The organism is Mycobacterium marseillense, assembly GCF_010731675.1.
Lineage (GTDB): Bacteria > Actinomycetota > Actinomycetes > Mycobacteriales > Mycobacteriaceae > Mycobacterium > Mycobacterium marseillense.
The window spans coordinates 632,230-658,432 of sequence record NZ_AP022584.1 but is presented as its reverse complement, the minus strand read 5'-3'; the positions used below and the strand labels follow the sequence as shown (position 1 = coordinate 658,432).

The window sequence follows — 26,203 nt, the reverse complement described above, 5'->3', positions numbered from 1 at the left end:
ACTTTCAGCCTCAGGCGACGCCCGCGGGCGCCAGCTTTCCGCACAGCAGTTCGGCCAGACCGCGAATGGTGCCGATGGAGGCGATGTCGGCGGGCGTCACGCGTACGCCCGTTTCGGTCTGGATGCGAGTAAGTAGTTCGAGGCCGCCCAGCGAGTCGAGGCCGTACTCGGACAGCGGACGGTCGGGATCGACGTTGCGGCGCAGGATCAGGCTGACCTGGTCGGAGATCAGGCGCCGCAGCCGGGTAGGCCACTCGTCCGGTGCCAGCTCGTCGAGCTCGGCACGCAGTTTGCTTGTGCCCGTTGCGCTTTGCCCGTTAGAGCGGAACGCCTCGGCGAAGGGGCTGCGTTGGGCGAAAGCGGTCAACCACGGCGTGCCCGTTATCGGGGCATAGCCGGTGCAGGCGCGGTCGTGGCGCAGTAGCGCTTCGAACGCGTACGCGCCTTCGTCGGGAGCTATGGCCTCGTCGGCGCCTTCGGCCAGGGCGCTGGCGCGTCCTATCTGCGCCCAGGCACCCCAGGCGATCGCGGTGGCTGGCAAACCCCGGGCCCGGCGCCAGCGGGTGAATGCGTCCAGCCAGCTGTTGGCCGCGGCATAGGCACCCTGTCCAGGCGACCCCACCAGCGCGGCGGCCGAGGAGAACGAGCAGAACCAGTCCAACGGCTGCTCGGCGGTGGCCGTGTGCAGATTCCATGCACCGTAAACCTTTGGCGCCCAGTCGTGCTCGATGAGCTCGTCGGTGATGTTGGCCAGTGTGGCATCCTCGATCACGGCCGCCAGATGCAGCACACCGCGCACCGGAAGTCCGGTGGCCGTCGCCGTGGCCACCAACCGTCGCGCCGTGCCGGCCTCCGCTACGTCGCCGCACTCCACCACGACGTCGGCACCGAGCGCGCGGAGGCGCTCGATCATTTCCAGCGCCGCCGGCGTCGGTTGCGAGCGCGAGGACAACACGATGCGTCCGCAGCCGGCCCCCGAACCAGGAGAAGCCATCTTCTCGGCCAAAAACAGCCCCAGGCCGCCCAGTCCACCGGTAACGATGTAAGCGCCGTCGCTGCGGAAGACTTCGACCTGCGTCGGCGGCACCACCACGCGGCTGCGGCCGGTGTGCGCGATATCGAGCACGAGTTTGCCGGTGTGCTGCGCGCCGCTCATCACCCGAATAGCGGTGGCGGCGTCGGCAAGTGGGTAGTGCGTGCTTTCCGGCATCGGCAACGCGCCGTCCGCGGTCAGCCGGTAGACCGTGTCCAGCAAGTCTCGCAGCCTGTCCGGATGGCTGAATGACATCAATGCCAGGTCGAGGGCGTAGAACGTCAGGTTGCGCCGGAACGGGAAGAGTCCCAGCCGGGTGTCGCCGTAGATGTCGCGTTTGCCGATCTCGACGAATCGTCCGCCGAACGCGAGCAATTCGACGCCCGCGCGCTGGCCGGCGCCGACGACCGAGTTGAGCACGATGTCCACGCCATAACCATCGGTGTCCCGGCGTATCAGGTCGGCGAACTCGACGCTTCGGGAGTCGTAAACGTGCTCGATGCCCATCTCGCGCAGTAATTGTCGGCGTTGCTCGCTGCCGGCCGTGGCGAAGATCTCGGCCTCCGCGGCCCGGGCGATGGCGATTGCCGCCTGTCCGACCCCACCGGTCGCCGAGTGGATCAGCACCCGGTCACCGGCGTTGATTCGGGCCAGCTCGTGCAGGCCGTAATAGGCGGTGGCGTGCGCGGTGGTCACCGCGGCCGCCCGGCCGTCGGCCAGGCCGGCCGGCAGTGTGACAGCCAGGCGCGCGTCGCAGGTGAGGAAGGTGCCCCAACAGCCGTTGGCGCTCAGTCCCCCGACATGATCGCCCACCTTGTGGTCGGTCACGTCTGGCCCGACGGCGGTCACGACGCCGGCGAAGTCGGTGCCCAGCTGCGGTAGCCGCCCCTCGAAGGCGGGGTAACGGCCGAACGCGACGAGCACGTCGGCGAAGTTGATGCTGGACGCGCTGACCGCGACCTCGATCTGTCCCGGTCCCGGCGGAACGCGATCGCAGGCAACGAGTTCGAGTGACTCCAGGTCACCGGGCCTACGGATCTGCAGACGCATCCCGTCACGCTCGCGGTTGGCGACGGCGGTTTGCCGCTCCTCGGGGAGCAGTGGAGCGGGGCACAACCGCGCGGCATACCACACCCCATTTCGCCAGGCGGTCTCGTCCTCCTCCAGCCCGGCGAGCAGTTGGCGTGCCAGCTGGTCGGCGTCGGTGGCCTCGTCCACGTCGACCTGGCTGGCGCCCAGGTGTGGGTGCTCCATGCCGATTACCCGGACCAGGCCGCGCAGCCCGGCCTGCTCGAGGTTGGCCACGTCGTTGGACACCACGGTTTGGGCGTTACGGGTCAGGACATACAAGCGCGGCGGTTCGCCCGGCAGGTCCGCCAACTCGCGGGCAATGCGCACCAGATGTTGCACATAGTCCCGGCCCAGCTGCATACTCCCCTCGTCAGCGTCGCCGTTTTTGGGTCCGGTGAGGATCACCACGCCGGCGAATTCACCGGCGCGCAAACGGTTTCCCAGCTGTTCGGCGTTTGAGGTGTGGTCAGCCTGCTGGGGCCAGTACATCGTGGTGCACTGCACACCATGGCTTTTCAGGGCGTCGGCCAATGTGCTGGCCGCCACATCGGCGGTGGTGGTGGTGCCGATCAGCAGCCAGCTTCCGGCGTCGGTGTGGTCCAGCTCGGGCAATTCTCGTTGGCGCCATTCGATGGCCAACAGCCGTTCGCCCATCACGCGATCTTTGGCGCCGCTCTCGGATGCGCTGGCGCCGACTCGCAGCCCCTGCACGGTGAGCACGACCGCCCCGTGCTCGTCGAGCAGGTCGATGTCGGCCTCGACCCCGGAGGTGTCGGCTTTGGTCACCCGTGTGTAGCAATAGTGGACGTTGCGGGCAGCGCTGTAGGCGCGGAGTCGACGGATCCCCAATACCAATCCGAGCGCGCCTTCGCCCAGGGCCTGGACGTCCGGATGAGCTTCAACGGACTGAAAACAGGCATCCAGCAGTGCCGGGTGCACACCGTAAGCGGCTTGTTGCGAACGGATTTGGCGGGGCAGCGCGACCTCGGCCAGGACGGTGCCCGTCGCGTCCCCGCCGGTGTGGACGGCGCCAAGACCGCAGAACGCGGGACCGTACTGAACGCCACGTCGGTCCATGCACGTGCGCACCGCGGCGCCGTCATCGCGACTCGCATGCGCGGCGAGTAGCGCGGATATGTCGTACGCGGGTGGCTGCTCGTCCTCGGCGGCATGCAGGATTGCCGCGGCGTGCCGCGCCGGTTCGCCGCCCTGATGTGACTCCACGGTGAAGTCGGCGGCGTCCGGCGATGACAACGACGCCGAGGCGTCGATCGTGGTCCGTTCGTCTAGCAGGAGGGCCTGCTCGAAGCGGACGTCACGAATTTCCGCCGTGTCGCCCAGCACGATACGCGCCGCCGCTAGCGCCATCTCGCAGTACGCGGCTCCCGGCAGCACAACCGCATTGCGGATCTGGTGGTCGGCGAGCCACGGCTGGGCGGCGGTGCCGACCTCACCTTGCCAGAGGTGGCGCTCCGGTTCCTCCTGCAGGTGCACGTGCGAGCCCAGCAGTGGATGTACCGACACGGTGCTACCACCATGGCCCGGGGATTCCTGACCGTCGCCGCTCAGCCACAGCCGGCGGTGCGTCCAGGTCGGCAGCGGCGCGTCCAGCAGCCGACCATTCGGGTAGAGCACGGAGAAATCGACCGCGGCGCCCGCACTGTGTAGATCCGCCACAAAGCCGCGCAGCCCGTGCGGAAGCGCTTGCGCGCGGCGCATACCGGCCAGAGCGGCCATCGGCATCTCGCGACCGCGGGCGGTCTGCTCGAGCGCGCGGATCAGAAGCGGGTGTGGCGCCAGCTCGGCGAAGACCCGGTAGCCGTCCTCCAACGCGGCCTGCACGGCCGTCGCGAACCGCACCATACGGCGCATATTGTTCGTCCAGTAGCGGGCATCGCACACCGGCTGTTCGCGCGGGTCGAACAGGGTCGCCGAGTAGAAGGGAACGCCCGGCGTCATCGGGCTGATCTCTGCGAGTATCTCGGTCAGCTCGTCCATGATCGGATCGACTTGAGGCGAATGGAAGGCGACGTCGGTGGGGACCTCGCGGGCCATCACATCACGCTGCTCCCAGCCCGCGACCAGATCGCGAACCGTTTGCGCGGCGCCGGCAATCACCGTGGACTGCGGCGAGGCCACCACAGCCACCACGACGTCGTTGATGCCGCGTGCCGTCAGTTCCGAAAGCACTTGCTGGGCTGGCAATTCCACCGAGGCCGTGGCTCCGGCACCTGCGACGCGAGACATCAGCCGCGAGCGGCGGCAGATGACACGCACCCCGTCTTCCAGCGATATCGCACCCGCGACGACCGCTGCCGCGGCCTCGCCGAGGGAGTGCCCGATGACCGCACCCGGACGCACTCCATAGGCTTTCATCGTGGCGGCCAGCGCGACCTGCATGGCGAACAGGGTCGGCTGGACGCGGTCCTGACCGGTCACGGTCTGCGGCGCCGACATCGCCGCGGTCACCGAGAACCCGGACTCCCGGGCGATCAGCGGCTCGGCTTGCGCGACGGTGGCGGCAAACACGGGTTCGGCCATCAGCAGGTCCGCGCCCATCGCCGCCCATTGCGAACCCTGCCCGGAGAACACCCATACCGGTCCCCGGTCGTCCTGTCCGACCGCGGCCGGATACGGGTTATCACCGTCGGCGATATCGCGCAGTGCCTCGATGAGCTGGGGTTGGTCACCCGCGATGACCGCGGTGCGTACCGGGCGGTGCACGCGCCGGCGCGCCAGGGTGTAAGCCAGGTCGGGCAACGCCAGGTCATCATGGGCTCGCACCCAGTCGGCCAACCGCCTGGCGGTGCGGCGGAGCTCGTCCGCCGAGGTGGACGACAGTGGGAAAATCAGCGGTACCGTCGTCGACGATTCAGCCGAGATGGATTCGGGCACAGCGGCTTTCAGTTCCTCTTCGGGCGCTTGTTCCACGATGGCGTGCACGTTGGTTCCCGACAGCCCATACGAGGAGACCGCCGCCCTGCGCGGGTGATGACCGTTGGTGACCCACGGTGTATTCTCTTGCGGCACAAACAGTTTGGTATCGATCTGGGCGAGGTTATCGGGCAGTCGGGTGAAGTGCAGATTCTGGGGAACCACACCATGCTGCAGCGCGAGGATCGCCTTCATCAGTCCGAGTGCTCCGGAAGCCGCCTGCGCATGGCCGAAGTTGGTCTTCACGGACGCCAGCGCGCAGCGGCCGTCGACGCCGTAGACGTCGGCCAGGCTGGCGTATTCGATCGGGTCCCCCACCGGGGTGCCGGGCCCGTGGGCCTCGACCATGCCGACCGTGCGGGCATCCACACCCGCGGCGGCTAACGCCGCCCGATACACCGCGGTCTGCGCGGTCTTCGACGGTGTCGCGATATTCACCGTATGACCGTCCTGGTTGGCGGCGGTCCCGCGCACCACAGCCAGAATCCGATCACCATCTCGTAGCGCGTCGGACAGCCGTTTGAGTAGCAGCATGACGCTGCCCTCGCCGCCCACGAACCCGTCGGCCGCGACGTCAAAGGCGTGGCAGCGTCCGGTCGGCGACAGCATGCCCTCGGCCGACCCCGCGGCGAACTTCCGCGGATCCAACGCCAGCGTGGCGCCCCCCGCCAGGGCAAGGTCGCTTTCGCCCTCGTGCAGGCTGCGGCAGGCCAGGTGGATCGCGGTCAGACCGGACGAACACGCGGTGTCCACCGTCAATGCGGGACCGTGGACACCCAGGGCGTAGGCGATGCGCCCGGAAGCCAGGCTGAAGTTGCTGCCGGAAAAGCCGTACGCCCCTTCCACGGAGTGGGTGTCGGCGGCCAGTAACTGGTAGTCGCCGTGGGTCAATCCCATGAACACACCGGTCAACGAGTCGGCGATTCGTTCCCGCGTGAGACCGGCGTGTTCCATGGCCTCCCACGAGGTCTCCAAAAGCAACCGGTGCTGCGGATCCATCGCGATCGCCTCCCGCTCGTTGATCCCGAAGAACTCGGGATCGAACCCGGCGACGTCGTCGATGAATGCGCCCCACCGCGATACGGACCGGCCCGGCACACCCGGCTCGGGATCGTAGTATTCGTCGGCGTCCCAGCGGTCGGCCGGAATTTCGGTAACCAGGTCGTCACCGCGCAACAACGCGTCCCACAACTGCTCCGGGGAGTCGATGGCCCCGGGGAGCCGGCACGCCATCCCGATCACAGCAATAGGAGTGACAGGCGTGCTGGCGATCGGGGCGGAAGAATCGGTCGAAGGCGAGCGCTGCATAGCGTCGTCGATCAAGTGGGCCGTCATTTCGCCTCCTCATCAGTCGCGCGGGTGCCGTCGGTGTCGTGGTCGAACGGGGTGATACTCACCAGTCCTCCAAATTTCGGTTTGACATGAGCCGAACGGATCGGTGCACTCGCTGCTTCTGACCGGGCGCGCTAGAGCTGGGCCCGGAAGGCCTCGACGAAGTGCATGCCCCTGAGCGTCGTGGGTTTCAATCCTGTTGTCAGGCTTATCAAGTCGGTAGCGTAGTCAGAACCCGCACATAGAGTGGTAGACGCGGGCCCACAGAGTGGTGGCTGCGGCGGGGACAGTAAATTACGCAGCCGAAAATGAGCTAGATTGCACGGATTAGATTCTGCGACAGTGGTTTTCGTTGACCTGCGGGATTCGCCCTTACGTGACGACCCGGCCGCCCGAGACGGCGGTCCGCGACCCCGCTCGGCGTTGGTAGCTGTAGCCGCCGGCGACGGCTACAGCTGCCCGGCGTCGACCGCTTTCTTGACTTCCTGGGCGCGGGCCACCTGCGCGGCGGTGTATCCGATCAGCAGCGCCACCCCACCGAGCAGCACGACTATCCCCGCCAGCCACAGCAGGCCGTAGGTGTAGCCGCGGTCCAGCGCATGCAACTGGGCGGTGGTCATGAACTTCACCGGACCGAGGGTGCCGCCCAAGCGCAGCGTGTGCGAGGTGATGGCGACCTGGACGATGACCAGCACCAGCGGTCCGCCCAGGGTCTGCAGCATCACCGCAATCGCCGAGGTCGGCCCGATCCGGTCGACGCCGACGCTGGCGATCACCGATAGCGTGAGCGTCACGAAGACGGCGCCGATACCAATAGCGCAAACGATGAGCGGTAGAACAAGATTCGGGAAGTACGGCATGCCGCGGTTGAAGGTCGAACCGTACAGCGTCGCGCCCAGAATCAGGCCGCCACTGGCGATCACCACCACCCGTGGCGGGAGCCATGTCACTAGCTTCGACGCCACGCCCACCCCAATGGCCATCGCAATGCCGAACGGGATGAAGGCAACACCGGCGCGCAGCGGACTGTAGCCCATGATGGTCTGCACATACAGACCGACCAGCACGGTGAGGGTGAAAAATACCCCGCCGGCAAGGAACATGGCCGCGAACGCCGCCAAGCGGCTGCGGTCGAAGAACAGGGTGAACGGCACGATGGGGTTTTCGGCGGTGCGCTCCACCGCGACGAACGCCACGAAAGCGGCCAGAGCCACCACGACCGAACTGATCGTGATGGGCGACAGCCACCCCTGCTCCGGGCCCATCGAGAGTCCGAACACCGCGGCTGTTCCGGTCAACGTCGCCAGCACGGCTCCGGTGACGTCGAGCTTCATCCGCTCCTTCTGGGTTTCCTGCCGCGTGCGGACGATCAGGTAGATCACCGCCAGTCCGATAGGCACGTTCACCAGAAACGCCAGCCGCCACGACACGTCGGTGAGGGCCCCGCCTACCACCAGGCCCAGCACCCCGCCGAGACCGGTCATCGCGCCGAACACCGCCGTCGCGGCGTTACGCGCCGATCCCGTCGGAAAGGTGGTCGCTATCAGCGCCAAATTGGTCGGCGCGATGATTGCGGCGGCCGCGCCGTGCAGCAGCCGTGCCGCTATCAACGTGCCCCCGGCCCAAGCGATGCCGCACAAGCCCGAGGCGAAAGTGAATAGCGCGACCCCGACGATGAAAGCGCGCTTGCGGCCGATGGTGTCCCCCAGCCTGCCACCCAACAACATGAGGCCACCAAAGGTCAGCATGTAGGCGGTGATCACCCAGCTCCGCGCGGCGTCCGACAGGCCCAGCTCGTTCTGGATCTTGGGAAGCGCAAAGATCGCGACCGGCCCGTCCATGGCCACCATCAGCTGCATGCCGCCGATCGCGACGATCACGGCGACAAACTGGCGGGACCGCAGCGGCGTGATCGATTCTACAGACATCTACAACCGCCACCCTCGGCTTCTAGTAAGACTTTGAGTTGTTGGCCGTATTGGACAAGCGATTCGGTACTCATCATTTCCTGATGCGCACAGTCGACCGGGTAGCTGTTGATTTCGCCGGCAACATACTGTCGCCAACTTCGCATCGGAGACGAACCCTGGTCGTCCTCATCCGTCGCGGCGGAGAAGATCTCGACATCGCCGTTGAAAACACTTGGTTCGTGGTCTCGCGCCAACGCCAGATTGGTCTCGTCGTTGCGGACGATCGAATCGAGTAACGGCCGGTATCGCGACAATTCGACGATTCCTCGTTCGCGAAGCAGTTCTTCGGCCCGCTCGTAGGTAAGCGGCTCGTCGTGATCGGCAACGACTATGCCGCAGAACCGCAAAACTTCTTCCAGCGCCTTCTCGGCCAGGACATCGCTAGTCAGGACGTCCCCGCTCGGGACGATGAGTAGCGCGTCGAGAAGGATGAGGCGCGAAACGGAGCACCCGCGTCGCTGAAGCTCGACGGCGATTTCCTGGGCGACGACGCCCCCAAAAGACCAGCCGAGAAGGTTGTAGGGCCCGGTCGGATCAACCCCCTGGATCCGGTCGGCATAGGTTTTCGCCATTTCGCGGATTGACGTAGGTTCGGCCTCGCCGTTTTGCGGGACTTGCTGAATCCCAATGATCGGGCAGCCCAAGTAATTTCCGAGAGCGTGATACGGCCAACTCAGCCCACTCGCGGGATGAACGCAGAACAGGGGAACGCCCGTGCCCTCCTTGAGGAACTCAACGGGCACCACGTCCACCTCGCCGCCAGCTTGCCCCAATTTTTGGCTCAAGCTGCTGACGGACGGCGCGTGGAATAGCGTGCGCACCGCGAGGCCGGCATCCAAGGACTTGTTGATCGCGGCGATCACCCGCATCGCCGACAACGAATCCCCACCCAAGTCGAAGAACGAATCGTCGACGCCGACCCGCTCGAGCCCGAGTACCTCCGCGTAGATGCCGGCCACGATCTCTTCGGTCGGAGTGGTCGGCGGGCGGTAGCGATCGCCCTCGGTGTATTCGGGCGCCGGCAAGGCCCGGGTGTCCAGTTTGCCGTTGACCGTCAACGGCAGCGCGTCGAGCACCACCACCGCCGCCGGCACCAGGTAGGCCGGAAGCCGCTGACCCAACCGGGCCCGAACGTCGGCCGGGTCAACGGTTCCGGTGACATAACCCACTAGCCGCTTGTCACCGGGGCGGTCCTCGCGGGCGATCACCGCCGCCTGCTCCACCCCAGCCAATCCGGCCAGCGCCGCACGGATCTCACCCAGCTCGATGCGGTATCCGCGGATCTTGACCTGCTCATCGGCCCGCCCCAGATACCGCAACTGACCATCGCGGCCCCAGCTCACCAGATCCCCGGTGCGATACATGCGTTGTCCCGGCGCTCCCGCGCCGCCGAACGGGCACGCCACAAACCGTGAGGCCGTCAACCCCGCCCGGCGCACGTATCCGACCCCGACCCCGGTACCGGCCACATACAACTCCCCGACCACCCCGGCCGGCACCGGACGCAGCCACTGATCCAGCACGAAGAATGCCGCACCGGGCACGGGCGAGCCGATCGGCACGGCATCCGATCCCGACGACCCCGCTGTTAATGGCGCGCTGAGCGCGACCCACATCGTCGTCTCGGTCGGGCCGTATTCGTTGATCATCACGCGCCCGGGTCCCCACCGCTCGACCAACTCGGCCGGGCAGGCCTCGCCGCCCACCAGCAGGGCCACCGACTCCAGCCCCTCCGGCGACAGCGTCCCCGCGGCCGAGGGGGTTTGACAGAGGACGCTGACCTTTTCCTCGATCAGCAAGGCGTGGAAGTCTTTTGGTGAGGCCGCCACCGACTCGGACACCACCACTAAGCGCCCACCGTGCAGCAGGGCGCCGTAGATCTCCCAGCCCGAGATGTCGAAGCTGTAGGAGTGCCACTGCGACCACACCCGCCCGGGCGCGGCCAAACTCGAGTCAAGAGTCCCCAGCAGCTCGGTGACGTTGCGGTGGGTAATCGCCACGCCTTTGGGCACCCCGGTGGTACCCGAGGTGTAGATCACATAGGCGATGTCGTCCGGATCCGGCACCGGCAGAGCCGTGTCCGGGAAGCCGTCAATGCGGGGGTCGGCCACATCGATGACCGTTAGATCGCACCCATCCAGCCGCTCGGCCAGCGCCGCCGTGGTGATCGCGGCGATCGGCGCGGCATCGGCCACCACGAACCCGATCCGCTCCGCCGGATGCGCGGGGTCGATCGGCAGATACGCGGCCCCGGTCTTGAGCACCGCCAACATCGCTACGACCGCCTCGGCGCAACGGTTGAACAGCAGCGCCACGCACTGTCCCGGGCCCGCCCCTTGAGTGGTCAGCAGATGCGCGAGCAGGTTCGACGCCTCATCGAGCTCTCGGTAGGTCATCGAGCGACCGTCGCAGCTGATCGCCACCGCCCGCGGGGCACGGGTGACCTGCGCGGCGAACACCGCCGGAATCGACAGCCCCGTCGCCGGCTCGGTCAACGCCTCCCGGTTTCCGGTCTTGTCCAGGTGGGCGTGCTCGTCGGCATCCAACAGGTCGACCGACGACAACCGCTGGCTGGGATCGGCGGTCATGGCCACCAACACCCGCTCCAGCCGCTCGATCAGCGCCTCGATGCTGGCCGCGTCGAACACATCGGTGCGAAACTCCACCGACCCGCCGATTCCGGCGGGCTGCCCGGCGGAGTTCCAGCGCTCGCCCAAGGTGAATGTCAGGTCCATGCGGGCGACCTGGGTGTCCGCCGCAAGCGGTGTGACCTGCAGATCACCCAAGGCCAACCCGGCGGGGACCCCGTCCTCCCGCGCGAAGTTCTGCCAGGCCAACACCACCTGCACCAGCGGGTGATGGGCCAGGCTTCGGGTCGGGTTGAGCCGCTCCACCAGCACCTCGAACGGCACGTCTTGGTGCTCGTAGGCGGCCAAGCTGCGCGCCCGCACCTGATCCAGCGATTCGGTGAAGCTGGGGTCGCCGGCCAGGTCGACCCGCAACACCAAAGTGTTGACGAAAAAGCCCACCAACGCATCCAGTGCGGGATCATCACGGCCGGCGATCGCGAAGCCGACCGCGACGTCGCTGCTGGCGCTGAGCTTGGCCAGCAGTACTGCCAGGGCGGCCTGGATCACCATGAAGCTGGTCGCGCTGTGCTCGCGGGCCACCGTGCGGACCCCCTGCTGCAGCTCGGCCGGCCAGTCCACCATCACACTGGCGCCGCGGTAATCGGCCACCGGCGGATAGGGCCGATCCGTGGGCAACGCCAGCCGCTCGGGCAGCCCGGAAAGCTCCTGCTCCCAATAACCCAATTGCGCAGCAATCGGGCTCTCGCTATCGGCCACATCCCCCAACTGCGCACGCTGCCACAACGTGTAATCGACATACTGCACCGGCAACGGCGCCCAACCGGGAGCGTGACCCGCACACCGGCTGGCATAGGCCACCGCCAGATCAGCCACCAGGGGGGACATCGACAAGCCGTCGGCCGCGATATGGTGCATCACGGCCACTAGCACGTGCTCGTCGTCGGCGACGCGGAAAAGCCTTGCGCGCAACGGGATCTCGGCGGCCAGATCGAACGTGTAGCGCACCACCGGGTCGATGGCCTCCTGCAGCCGGGCCGGCGTCCAGCCGGTAGCATCGACGACCTGCCAACCGAAGTCGGCCCGCTCCACCGGGATGACCACCTGCTCCGGTATCCCCTCGACCACCGGGAAAAGGGTGCGCAAGCTCTCCTGACGGGCCACCACGTCGGCCAGCGCCGCCCCCAATGCCTCAGCATCCAGCCGCCCACTCAGCCGCAACGCCGCCGCCATGTTGTAGATCGGTGAAGGCCCCAGCAACTGGTCGATAAACCACAACCGCTGCTGGGCAAACGACAACGGCACCACCGTCGGCCGCTCCACCGCCACCAACGGCTGACGCCGCGACCCATCGCCACCGACGCGGAGCGCCAACTGGGTAACTGTTGGCGCCTCGAACACGGTGCGCACGGAAAGATCGGCATTCAGACTGGTCTCGATCGCTGCGATCACCCGCATCGCCAGCAGCGAATCCCCACCCAAATCGAAGAAGGAGTCGTCGACGCCGACCCGGTCCAATCCCAGCACCTCGGCGAATACGCCGGCGAGGATTTCCTCGATTGGGCTAGCCGGAGCGCGATAACCGGCATTCTGGAATTCGGGTGCCGGCAGGGCGCGGGTATCGAGTTTGCCGTTGACCGTGAGCGGCAGCGCATCCAACACGACCAGCGCGGTGGGCACCATGTATTCGGGCAGCCGCTGGGCCAGCACGCTACGCAGCTCGCCCGGATCGACTGTCCCGGTGCTTGATTCGGTGACATAGCCGACCAGGCGCTTGTCGCCGGGCCGGTCCTCACGGGCGATCACCGCCGCCTGTGCCACCCCATCCAGTGCGGTCAGTGCGCTCTGAATCTCCCCGAGCTCGATGCGATAGCCGCGGATCTTGACCTGCTCATCAGCACGCCCCAGATACTCCAGCTGCCCATCGGCGCGCCAGCGCACCAAATCCCCGGTCCGATACATCCGCTGCCCCAACGCACCGGCGAACGGGCACGCCACGAATCGTAATCCGGTCAACGAAGGCCGGCCCACATACCCACAGGCCACGCCGTGACCGGCCACATACAACTCCCCGACCACCCCCGCGGGCACCGGGCGCAACCAGCTATCGAGGACGAACAACGCCGCCCCGCCCACCGGCACACCGATCGGGGGCGTCCCGCATCCTTGCGTCAGCGGGGGCGCTGATCGCCACACACATCGTGGTCTCGGTCGGACCATAGGCGTTGACCATCACTCGTCCCGGCGCCCACCGATCCACCACCTCAGCCGCACACGCCTCACCAACGACCGCCAAGGCCACCGACTCGAGGCCCTCGACCGGCAACGCCGCCACCGCCGACGGCGTCTGAGTGAGCACATCGACCCGTCCATCGACCAGCACGCGGTGCAGCTCGTGCGGGGAAGCAGTCACCGACTCGGGCACGACCACCAAACGCCCGCCGCGCAACAGCGCACCAAAGATCTCCCACACCGACACGTCAAACGTCAACGAGTGACACAGCGCCCACACGCCCGCATCCGGCAGGTCGGCCTGAAGCGACCCCAACAACTGGGTCACGTTGTGATGGGTGATCGCCACACCTTTGGGCGTCCCGGTGGTGCCCGAGGTGTAAATCACATAAGCAATATCCGCCGGCGCAGGCGCCGGCCCGACCAAAGCCGTGCTGGGCTGGGTATTCACCGCGGGATCGCTGACATCGATGACCACCACGTCATGGCCGTCGAGCCGCTCGGCCAACGCACCAATGGTCACCGCAGCGATCGGCGCGGCGTCGGCCAACACGAACCCGATCCGCTCATCGGGCAGCCCCGGATCGATCGGCAGATACGCCGCCCCCGTCTTAAGCACCCCCAAGATCGCCGCGACCGCCTCGACCGACCGCGAAAACACCAGCGCCACAGTCCGTCCCGGCCCCGCCCCATGACCGGCCAACAACTGCGCCAACCGATTCGAGGCCTCATCGAGCTCACGGTAAGTCACCGACAAGCCCTCGCACACCACCGCCACCTCATCCGGAATCCGGGCCACATGGGTGGCGAACAACGCCGGAATCGATGCCGGAACGCTTTGCGGGCTGGCTAAAACCGCTCTATTACCAAGCTCTTCCAGCCGGGCGCGCTCACCCGCGCCGAGCACATCCACCGAAGAGAGTTGCCGGGTGGGGTCGGCGGTCATCGCCACCAACACCCGCTCCAACCGCCCGATCAGTGCCTGGATGGTGTCCGCCTCGAAGACGTCGGTGCGAAATTCCACCTGCCCGGAAATGCCGGCGGGCTCACCGGCGTCGGTCCAGCATTCCTTGAGGAAGAAGACCAGATCCATTTTCGCGGTCTGGGTGTCCCCGAGCAGCGGCGTGACCTGCAAATCGCCCAGGCTCAGCCCGGTCGAGGGGACGCTGACCTGCCCGGGGAAGTTGTTCCAGCCCAACATCACCTGGACCAGCGGGTGGTGGGCCAACGACCGGGTGGGGTTGAGCCGCTCGACGAGCACCTCGAAGGGCACGTCTTGGTGCTCGTAGGCGGCCAGGCCGCGCGATCGAACCTGGGCCAGCAGCTCGGCCACGCTGGGATCGCCGGCCAGATCGACGCGCAGCACCAAGGTGTTGACGAAGAACCCCACCAGCTCGTCCAGCGCGGGATCGCGGCGCCCCGCGATGGCGAAACCCACCGCCACATCGCTGCTGGCGCTGAGCTTCGACAGCAGCACCGCCAAGGCGGCCTGCATCACCATGAATCCAGTCGCGTTGTGTTCGCGGGCCATCCGAGCAATCTGCTGCTGTAGCAACGCCGGCCATTCGAGGGCCACCCTGGCGCCACGCTGATCGGCCACCGGCGGGTAGGGCCGATCGGTCGGCAGCTGCAGCCGCTCAGGCATGCCGGCCAGCGTCTGCTCCCAATAGGCCAGCTGCGCGGCGATGCGGCTTTCACCGTCATCGAGATCACCGAACTGTGCGCGCTGCCACAGCGTGTAATCGACATACTGCACCGGCAATGGCGCCCAGTCGGGGGCGCGGCCCGCGCACCGGCTCGCATAGGCCAAACTCATGTCTCGCACCAGACGGGTCGTCGACCAACCATCGGCGGCGATTTCGTGCAGCACGGCCACCATCACGTGTTCATCGGCGGCGACCCGGAAAAGCCGTGCCCGCAACGGGATCTCGGTGGACAGGTCAAACCCGTAGCGCACGACGGAGCCGATGGCGTCCTCCAGCCGACGCGCCGGCCACCCGGTGGCATCCACGACGTCCCAGCCGAAATCGGCCTGCGCGGCGGGTAGCACCAGCTGCTGCGGTATCCCGTCGACCGCCCGGAACAGGGTGCGCAGGCTTTCGTGACGGCCCACCACATCGGCCAAGGCCGCACCCAGCGCATCCACATCAAGCCGACCACTCAGCCGCAACGGCACCACCACGTTGTAAAGCGGTGAAGGTCCTTGCAATTGGTCAATAAACCACAACCGACTCTGAGCAAACGACAACGGAATCACCGCCGGCCGCTCCACCGGCATCAGCGGCTCCAGGCCCCCACCCTGACCGATCCGGGGCGCCAACTGGGCAACCGTGGGAGCCTCGAACACCGCACGCACCGACAGGTCGGCATCCAGAACGGTGTTGACCGCGGCGATCAGCCGCATCGCTGACAGCGAATCCCCACCCAGATCGAAGAACGAGTCGTCGGCCCCGACCTTGTCGATCGCCAGCACCTCGGCGAACAGGCCGGCAACGATTTTTTCGGTCTGGGTCTGCGGCGCCCGGAAGGCGGTGGTGGCAAAGACCGGTGCCGGCAAGGCCTTTCGGTCGATCTTGCCCGAGGACGTCATCGGGAACTCCTTGAGCACCACGATGTGCGTCGGCACCATGTACTCGGGCAGCCACGCACTCAACTGCTGCCGCACCGCGCCGACCTTGGTGTTGGTCTGCGGGTCATTGGCGTGACTAGTGACTCGGTGGGGCCCGGCAGGCGGCAGATACAGATCGGTCAGCGCCGGGGGCTGCTCAGCGTCCGCTGCGGTGATGAACACCGCATCCACGGTGCCCGGTTGGGCGCCCCAGGTGACCGCGACGCGATATCCGGCTGTCTCACCAAGGCGGTGGAGTTGTTCGGGGACAACGGCATCCGCGCTCTCGGCCAGAGCCAGTGCGTCGGCCAGCGGCAGCCCGCCGTCGAGGGCGTGCTCGACGCGGACGTCGCTGATCACTCCGGCGCGGGGTATCTCGGTGACGCGAATAGTGTTGGGACGCTGGGATACCAACCGGTGGCACAGCCCGTCCAAGCCCGCGCACTGGGCCCACGCCCAGCTGTCCGCGCAAGCCAGTGAGCGCACCGGCGCCGGGGATTTGTAGACGACGAGGTCGTAGCGATACCGGTTGAGTTCGTTGTCGGCCATCCCGCGCTTGACCTCAATATCCAGCCCGGCCGCGGACACATGGCGCGCAGCCCAGGTGGTGAAAAACTCTGGGGCCAGCAGCAATTCGGCTTCACCGAGCACGGCGTGGTGAACTCGTTGGCGAATATCGTCGGCGTCGGCGGTGTTGCTGGTGGTGCGGGCGATCGCAACGCCGGTTTGGAACGCACCCTGCAGATTGTGGTGGCGCACATCGCCGATAAACAGTGCCCCGCCCGGTGCCAGCAATCGCATCGCGACCGCCAGCACATCGGTCAGATACCGCGCGCTCGGGAAGTACTGGACCACCGAGTTGAGCACCACCACATCGAAGTGGCCCTCCGGCAACCCATCGGCGACATCGGCGGGCTGCACCTGCAACCGCACCCGATCCCCCCACGGCTGCCCGGCCACCGCGGCCTGCAGCCGCTGGATCGTCGGCGCGGAGAAGTCCGTCGCCCAATACTCGGAACACGCCGGGGCCACCTGGGAAAGCAAGAGTCCCGAACCCACGCCGATTTCCAGCACCCGAGCGGGATGCAACTGAAGGATCCGATCCACCGTGGCCGAACGCCACTCTTCCATCTCCTCCAGCGGAATCGGGTCGGCGGTGTAGCTGCTGTTCCAGCCGCGGAAGTCCATGCTGAAGTCCGGCGCCTCCACGTCGGCGCCATACGCCTCGTCATACAACTGTTGCCACGCGTCGACGGTTTCGGCGTCGTGCTCGGCGGTGGTGGTCTGCTCGAGGGTGACATAGGCGACCAGATGCGAACCGGTTTTGCTCTGGTGCACGGTCGCGGCCGCGCGGGCAACCTGTGGGCAGCCCAGCAAAGTGTTTTCGATTTCGCCCAGTTCGATGCGGTGCCCACGCAGCTTGATCTGTGCGTCGGCACGGCCGAGATAGTCCAAGGTTCCATCGGGAGCCCAGCGCACCAGGTCGCCGGTGCGATACAGCCGCGCGCCCGCAGGCCCGTAGGGATCTGCCACGAACCGTTCCGCAGTCAACTCCGCCCGGCCCAGATAGCCGCACGCCACCGCCGGTCCGCCCAGATATAGGTCACCGACCACCCCGATCGGGGCGGCGTTCAGCCGCGCGTCGAGCACCAGTGCGCGCATCCCGGGAAGCGGGGTGCCGATACGGACCGGCTGTCCCGCCAGCAGCGGCGCGGTGGTGGCCCAGATAGTGGCCTCGGTGGGCCCGTAGCCGTTGAACATGCACCGCCCTGGCGCCCATGCGGTCACCAGCTCGTCCGCGCAGGCCTCACCGCCGACGATCAGGGTGGACAACCCATCAAGCCGGGACCGGTCCAGTGTCGAGAGCAATGTCGGGGTCATCACCGCCGCGTTGACCCGTTGCTCCTGCAGCAATGCGGTCAACGCCTCGCCGGCAACCACCTCCGGCGGCGCGACCACTAACGCCCCTCGCGCTCCCACCGCGAGCAATAGCTCGCCGAGCGCGGCGTCAAATGTCGGGGAGAGCACCGCCAGCATCCGGGTGTCCGCGTCCATCCCAAACACCTCGCGGTGCGCCGCGGCTGCACCGGGCAGACCGCCGTGGGTGACCGCCACGCCCTTGGGGGTGCCGGTGGACCCCGACGTGAAGATCACATAGGCGGTGTTATCCGGTCCCAACGGCGCCAGACGGTCGGCGTCGGTGATCGCCTCGGCGCACCGGCCGGACAGGTCCAGGCCGTCGACACGCAGCACCGGCCGTGTCCCGGCCCCGGCCACGGTGTCGGCGTCGCGAGTCAGGACGCACACCGCGTCCACCGCGTCCAGCACCGTGACGATCCGCTCGACGGGGTGAGTGGGATCGACCGGCACATACACACCGCCGGCTTTCTGTACCGCCCACCACGCCACCACCAGCTCCGTGGACCGGCGTATCGCCACGCCGACGGCGCGTTCCGGACCCACCCCCGCCTCGATCAGCACCCGCGCCAGCCGCGTCGACCACTGGTCGAGCTCGCGATAGGACACGTTCCGGGCACGATCGACAACCGCCACCGCGTCCGGGTCGGCGGCTACTGCCGCGGCCAACAACTCCGGCGCGATCCCTGTCGGTGCCTCGACTCCAGCGCCAGACCACCGCGACAGCACCAGATCACGCTCGTCGCGATCCAGCAACGCCAGGTCGCCCACCACCACCGACGCGTCCGCTACGACCGCTTCGATCACCCGCTCAAACCAGGTAACGAACCGCTCGATGGTGACCCGGTCATACAGATCAGTGGCATAGGTGACGACCCCGGCCGCCATCGGCGCGGTCGGGTCCTCGGAGGGCACCTCCCGCAGATCGAAATCCAGGTCGAACTTGGCGGTGCGGCTGTCCAACGCCAGTGGCTCAACGCTGACCCCGTCGAGCGCCACCTCGGGGCGCACATTGTTTTGGAAGGCCAAGGCCACCTGGAACAGCGGGTGATGCGCCGTGGAGCGCACCGGGTTGAGCTGCTCGACCAGCCGCTCGAAGGGCAAATCCTGGTTGCTGTAGGCGTCCAGCGCCTTCTGACGCACGCGCTCAAGCACCTCGCTGAACCGGTTCGCAGGTGTCACCCCCACCCGCAAGACCCAGCTGTTGACGAAGAACCCGACCAGCTCATCGAGCGCCGCATCCGTCCGCCCGGCGATCGGGGTGCCCATCGCGATGTCCTCGCCGGCCCCGGCCCGGTGCAACACCACCGCCATGGCCGCCTGCAACACCATCGAGGCGGTCGCGTTGTGCGCCGCCGCCAACGCCTTGATTCCGGCCCACAGCTGCGCGTCGAGGTGCATGTCCACCGCATCACCTCGGTATGTGGGCACCGGCGGGCGCGCCCGGTCCGCCGGCAGCGACGCCACCTCGGGCAGATCGGCCAACTCCTGCCGCCAATACGCCAACTGCCCCGCGATCACACTGTCGGGATCAGACTCGATGCCCAACCAATCCCGTTGCCAGAGCGTGTAATCGGCATACTGCACCGGCAACGGCGCCAACCGCAGCGCCTGGGCCTGCCGCCGCGCCCGATAGGCCTCGCTGATATCTCTGGCCATCGGCGCCAGTGACCACCCGTCAAATGCGATGTGGTGCACCACGATTCCCACGACATGCTGCTCGGGGGCCACCGCATAGATCTGCGCACGAATCGGGATCTCGGTTGCCAGATCAAACCGATGGCCCGCCAGCGCCACCAGCTCGCCGACCACATCCTGCTCCGGCAACGACACGACGGCCTGGCCACCGCGACGCCACATACCCGCCTCGGCCGGCAGCACCTTCTGAAACGGCACACCGTCGATATCGGGAAATATGGTGCGCAGCGCCTCGTGGCGGGCGATCACATCATCGATAGCCGTCGTCAAGGCCTCGACATCCAGCGCCCCGCTGATCCGAAACGCGGTCGGCATGTTGTAGGTCGCCACCCCGCCCTCGAAGCGGTCGAGGAACCACAACCGGCTCTGCGCAAACGACAACGGCACCACCGCTGGCCGCGCGCTGGCCGCCAACGGCTTTCGTCCGCATCCGTCCCCGCCGATGCGGGGAGCCAACTGTGCGACCGTGGGCGACTCGAAGACGGTGCGCACCGCGACCTGAGCATCCAGGGCGCTGTTGATCGCGGCGATCACCCGCATCGCCGACAACGAATCCCCACCCAAGTCGAAGAACGAATCGTCGACGCCGACCCGCTCGAGGCCGAGTATCTGGGCGTAGATGCCGGCCACGATCTCTTCGGTGGGGGTCTCGGGGGCGCGGTAGCGGTCGCCCTCGCTGTATTCGGGTGCCGGCAAGGCGCGGGTGTCCAGTTTGCCGTTGACCGTCAACGGCAGCGCGTCGAGCACCACCACCGCCGCCGGAACCATATGGGCGGGGAGCCGCTGACCCAACCGGGCCCGAACATCGGTCGGGTCAGCGGCTCCGGTGATATAGCCGATCAGGCGCTTGTCACCCGGGCGGTCCTCGCGGGCGATCACCGCCGCCTGCTCCACCCCATCCAGTGCGGCCAGCGCCGCACGGATCTCACCGAGTTCGATGCGGTATCCGCGGATCTTGACCTGCTCGTCGGCCCGCCCCAGATAGTCCAGCTGCCCATCGGGGCCCCACCGCACCAGATCCCCGGTGCGATACATGCGTTGTCCAGGCGCTCCCGCGCCGCCGAATGGGCACGCCACGAACCTCGATGCGGTCAAAGCTGCCCGGCCCAAGTATCCGTACGCCAGCCCGCCGCCGGCCACGTACAACTCACCGACGACCCCGGCCGGCACCGGACGCAGCCACTGATCCAGCACAAAAAAGCCAAGATGCACCAACGGCACCCCGACGGGGCTGACACTGTTGTCGACGTCGGCCACGCTGATCTCGCGGAACGAGGCATGCACCGTCGTCTCGGTGATGCCATACATGTTGATAAGCCGCGGTGAGCGCCGGTGGTGGTCCAACCAGGTTGCAAGACGCTGGGGTTCTAACGCCTCGCCGCCGAACACCACCGTCTCCAGCGTCAGCTGAGATCCCAGCTCGGGTGCCCGCGCATCAGCGGTTTGCAGCGCATAAAACGCCGACGGCGTCTGACTCAATACGCTGACCTGTTCGGCGATCAGCAGCGCGTGCAGGTCTTCCGGCGAGCGTGTCACGGACTCCGGTACCACCACCAGCCGCCCGCCGTGCAACAGCGCACCGAAGATCTCCCACACCGAGTAGTCGAAGGCCAGCGAATGGCACTGCGTCCACACCTGCCCCGGCGACAGTTCCAGGTCGGCATTAAGTGCCCTCAGCAGCCGGGTCACGTTGTGGTGGGGGATGGCCACGCCCTTGGGAACCCCGGTCGTGCCCGAGGTGTAAATCAGGTAAGCGATCTCCTCAGGGGCCGGCACCGGCAAGTCCGTGCACGGGCAGCCGAGGATGCGGGGGTCGCCGACATCGACAACCGGCAGCCCATGGCCGTCGAACCGGTCGACCAGCTTGGTGGTGGTGATCGCCGCGATCGGTCCGGCATCGGCAACCATGAACTCCATTCGCGCGGTCGGATGCGCCGGATCAATCGCCAGATACGCGGCTCCCGTCTTGAGCACCGCCATTACCGCCAGGACCGCCTCGCCCGACCGTGGCAACAGCAGCGCCACGCACTTTCCCGGGCCGGCGCCCAGGGCGGCCAACAAATGCGCCAACCGGTTCGACGCCTCGTCGATCTCCCGGTAGGTCATCGACTGGCTTTCGAAGGTGATCGCCGGCGCCTCCGGCGTGCGCGCCACCTGAGCGGCGAACACCGCCGGGATGGATGCCGTTGTGGGCACCGTCCGGGCCAACACCGCCCGGTTACCGGTCTTGTCCAGGTGGGCGTGCTCGTCGGCATCCAACAGGTCGACCGACGACAACCGCTGGCTGGGATCGGCGGTCATGGCCGCCAACACTCGCCGCAACCGCTCGATCAGCGCCTGGATGGTCGCCGCGTCGAACACATCGGTGCGAAACTCCACGTCCCCAACGATCCCGGCAGGCTCACCGGCGGAGTTCCAGCGTTCGGCCAGGGTGAATGTCAGATCCATGCGCGCCGACTGAGTGTCCGCCGGTAAGCGCGTGACCTGCAGGTCCTCCAAGGCCAGCCCGGCGGCGGGGTCGCTGGTGTGCCCGGGAAAGTTCTGCCAGGCCAACACGACCTGCACCAGCGGGTGATGGGCCAGGCTTCGGGTCGGGTTGAGCCGCTCCACCAGCACCTCGAAGGGCACGTCTTGGTGCTCGTAGGCGGCCACGCTGCGCGCCCGCACCTGGGCCAGCAACTCGGCCACGGTGGGATCCCCGGCCAGATCGACCCGCAGCACCAGGGTGTTGATGAAAAATCCCACCAGCTCATCCAGCGCCGGGTCGCGCCGGCCGGCGATCGCGAAGCCGACCGCCACGTCGCTGCTGGCGCTGAGCTTGGCCAGCAGCACTGCCAGGGCGGCCTGGATCACCATGAACTTGGTCGCGTTGTGCTCGCGGGCCACCCGAGTAACCTGCTGCTGCAGCTCGGCCGGCCAGTCCACCATCACACTGGCGCCGCGGTAATCGGCCACCGGCGGATAGGGCCGATCCGTGGGCAACGCCAGCCGCTCGGGAAGACCCGCCAGCTCCTGCTCCCAATAGGCGAGCTGCGCAGCGATCGGACTGTCGGCATCGGCCACATCACCTAACTGCGCACGCTGCCAGAGCGTGTAATCGGCATACTGCACTGGCAGCGGCGCCCAACCGGGGGCGTGGCCCGCGCACCGGCTCGCATACGCCAGTCCCAAATCACGTACCAGCGCGGTGATCGACCAGCCATCCGAAGCGATGTGGTGCGCCACTGCCACCAGCACGTGCTCGTCGTCGCCGACCCGGAAAAGCTTTGCGTGCAACGGGATCTCGGCGGCCAGATCGAACGTGTAGCGCGCCGCGGCGTTAACGGCCTCACTCAACCGGCTTTCCGACCAGCCGGTGGCATCAATGATCTGCCAGCCGAAATCGACTTGTTCCCTTGGGATAACCACTTGCTGCGGTGTTCCGTTGGGTGCCGCAAACAGCGTTCGGAGGCTCTCGTGGCGGCCCACCACATCCGCGAGGGCCGCCCCCAATGCCTCTCCATCCAGCCGCCCACTGAGCTGCAACACCGCCGGTATGTTGTAGATCGGTGAAGGCCCCTGCAACTGGTCGATAAACCACAACCGTTGCTGCGCAAACGATAACGGAACCGCCGCGGGCCGCTCCACCGCCACCAACGGCTCAAGCCGACCTGCGCCGGCACTGACACGGAGCGCCAACTGGGCCACTGTGCGTGCCTCGAACAAGGCGGGTACCGAGAGATCGGCATCCAGGCTGGTGTTGATTGCGGCGACGAGGCGCGTGGCGAGCAGCGAATCCCCACCCAAATCGAAGAAGGAGTCGTCGACGCCGACTCGGTCCAATCCCAGCACCTCGGCGTAGATGCCGGCGAGGATTTCCTCGATTGGGCTAGCCGGAGCGCGATAACCGGCATTCTGGAATTCGGGTGCCGGCAGGGCGCGGGTATCGAGTTTGCCGTTGACCGTGAGCGGCAGCGCATCCAACACGACCAGCGCGGTGGGCACCATGTATTCGGGCAGCCGCTGGGCCAGCACGCTACGCAGCTCGCCCGGATCGACTGTCCCGGTGCTTGATTCGGTGACATAGCCGACCAGGCGCTTGTCGCCGGGCCGGTCCTCACGGGCGATCACCGCCGCCTGTGCCACCCCATCCAGTGCGGTCAGTGCGCTCTGAATCTCCCCGAGCTCGATGCGATAGCCGCGGATCTTGACCTGCTCATCAGCACGCCCCAGATACTCCAGCTGCCCATCGGCGCGCCAGCGCACCAAATCCCCGGTCCGATACATGCGTTGTCCCGGCGCTTCCGGACCGCCGAATGGGCAGGCCACAAACCGCGAGGCGGTCAACGAAGGCCGGCCCACATACCCACAGGCCACGCCGTGACCGGCCACATACAACTCCCCGACCACCCCCGCGGGCACCGGGCGCAACCAGCTATCGAGGACGAACAACGCCGCCCCGCCCACCGGCACACCGATCGGGGGCGTCCCGCATCCTTGCGTCAGCGGGGCGCTGATCGCCACACACATCGTGGTCTCGGTCGGACCATAGGCGTTGACCATCACTCGTCCCGGCGCCCACCGATCCACCACCTCAGCCGCACACGCCTCACCAACGACCGCCAAGGCCACCGACTCGAGGCCCTCGACCGGCAACGCCGCCACCGCCGACGGCGTCTGAGTGAGCACATCGACCCGTCCATCGACCAGCACGCGGTGCAGCTCGTGCGGGGAAGCAGTCACCGACTCGGGCACGACCACCAAACGCCCGCCGCGCAACAGCGCACCAAAGATCTCCACACCGACACGTCAAACGTCAACGAGTGACACAGCGCCCACACGCCCGCATCCGGCAGGTCGGCCTGAAGCGACCCCAACAACTGGGTCACGTTGTGATGGGTGATCGCCACACCTTTGGGCGTCCCGGTGGTGCCCGAGGTGTAAATCACATAAGCAATATCCGCCGGCGCAGGCGCCGGCCCGACCAAAGCCGTGCTGGGCTGGGTATTCACCGCGGGATCGCTGACATCGATGACCACCACGTCATGGCCGTCGAGCCGCTCGGCCAACGCACCAATGGTCACCGCAGCGATCGGCGCGGCGTCGGCCAACACGAACCCGATCCGCTCATCGGGCAGCCCCGGATCGATCGGCAGATACGCCGCCCCGGTCTTAAGCACCCCCAAGATCGCCGCGACCGCCTCGACCGACCGCGAAAACACCAGCGCCACAGTCCGTCCCGGCCCCGCCCCATGACCGGCCAACAACTGCGCCAACCGATTCGAGGCCTCATCGAGCTCACGGTAAGTCACCGACAAGCCCTCGCACACCACCGCCACCTCATCCGGAATCCGGGCCACATGGGTGGCGAACAACGCCGGAATCGATGCCGGAACGCTTTGCGGGCTGGCTAAAACCGCTCTATTACCAAGCTCTTCCAGCCGGGCGCGCTCACCCGCGCCGAGCACATCCACCGAAGAGAGTTGCCGGGTGGGGTCGGCGGTCATCGCCACCAACACCCGCTCCAACCGCCCGATCAAATCGCGGACGTCACAACCAGAAAGCCATTGCCCAGCGCCCCCGAAGCCACTCGTCGTCGCGCCAGGCTGCATGCCGAGAAAAAGCCGATCATGGTCACTAAAAAAGTCCAGTCCAAGCTGATCGACGAGATTGGTGTGGGTGAGGGTCCCTGAAACCGTAGCGCCGGCAATATTCGCGAGATTTGTGGTCGGAATGAAATTGAGGATTATGCGATTCGACGTCGTGGAACCCCGGAGGTGCTTGTTCTCGAGAACGTGTACCGGGAACCGCTGATGGTGCAGCGCTTCTCGCAGTCGTGTGTCGACATGTTCACAAAAACTGGCAACCGCGGACTCCGGCGAAGCTTTCAAGACCAGGGGGACGAACCCGGTAACCATTCCGGGCACCATCTGTGCCTCCGGGCGCACCCGCCTGCTCACCGGAAATTCGAACACCACCTCCGAGCTCTCGACGTCGCACCCGCCGACCAGCAGCGCGCACGCCGCAGCGATCACCGACGAGCGCCGCACCCCCAACGTCTGCGACAACTCCTGGATCCCGGCGACGACGACAGGGTCCAATTCAACCGGTGGAGAAGATTCATATGGATCACGCCTGTCCGCGGGGGGTGCCGACCGATAACGCAGTTCGTTTCCCGACGGCAGGTTCTTGGTCCAATAATCTCGATCGTCGAGATAATCGGTGGACGCTTCGTATTCTGACTCGCAAGCAATTAGATCACTCAGCGATCCAAAAAAGACCGGGGGAATCGGCGCGCCCGAGGCCAGGGCGCTATAGACGTCTCCGATCCGGTGGCAAAGGAGAGCAAGGCCGATTCCGTCCGCCACTATGTGATGGCAGCACACGAAAAGATAAAATTCATCGGCCCGCGTTTGCAACAACGCGAATTTAAACAGCGGACCACTGAGCGGCATCGCCGTGCGCTGAATCGAGGATGCCAGCCGATAGGCTTCCTGGACAGGATCTTTCGAGCCCATGCGCTCATAGCGAGCAAGCTCCACATACGGGTAATCAACCGCCTTTTGAAAAATCTGGCCATCCACCTGGAAAAAGGCGGCTCTTAGTGGTTCGGCCTCGCGCACCACTTGACGGATCGTGTGCTCGAGCAACCAAGGGTCGACCGTGCCCTCGATTCGCAGCAGATAGCCCAGCTGCCACCGCGCACCGTGGCGATCCGTTTCCTGCGCAAGCCAGATATCCAGCTGTCCGCGCGTCAGCGGGAATGGCCCGCCATCAAGCTCCGTCAGTTGTTCGCGCCCAACCGGCAGCGCCCGGTCCTCAATCGTCATCGGATTCCCTT

General features: G+C 66.8%; 2 protein-coding genes and 1 pseudogene. All 3 read right to left on the bottom strand.

Annotated features, from left to right (window positions below; all coding sequences use genetic code 11):
- Positions 1–10: 10 nt before the first annotated feature.
- The 3 genes and pseudogenes from pks2 to G6N26_RS02890 all read right to left on the bottom strand — a co-directional run bounded on the left by pks2 (position 11) and on the right by G6N26_RS02890 (position 26,192).
- On the bottom strand, positions 11–6,373 hold the full coding sequence (pks2, locus tag G6N26_RS02900; RefSeq protein ID WP_083018777.1) for a sulfolipid-1 biosynthesis phthioceranic/hydroxyphthioceranic acid synthase: 6,363 nt from the start codon (positions 6,371–6,373) through the stop codon (positions 11–13).
- Between the two features lie 446 nt (positions 6,374–6,819).
- Positions 6,820–8,298: an MFS transporter gene (locus tag G6N26_RS02895; RefSeq protein WP_083018775.1), complete on the bottom strand. Its 1,479-nt coding sequence runs from the start codon at positions 8,296–8,298 to the stop codon at positions 6,820–6,822.
- A pseudogene (locus G6N26_RS02890) lies at positions 8,289–26,192 on the bottom strand (amino acid adenylation domain-containing protein). The gene G6N26_RS02895 and the pseudogene G6N26_RS02890 overlap by 10 nt, the downstream one beginning before the upstream one ends.
- Positions 26,193–26,203: the final 11 nt, after the last annotated feature.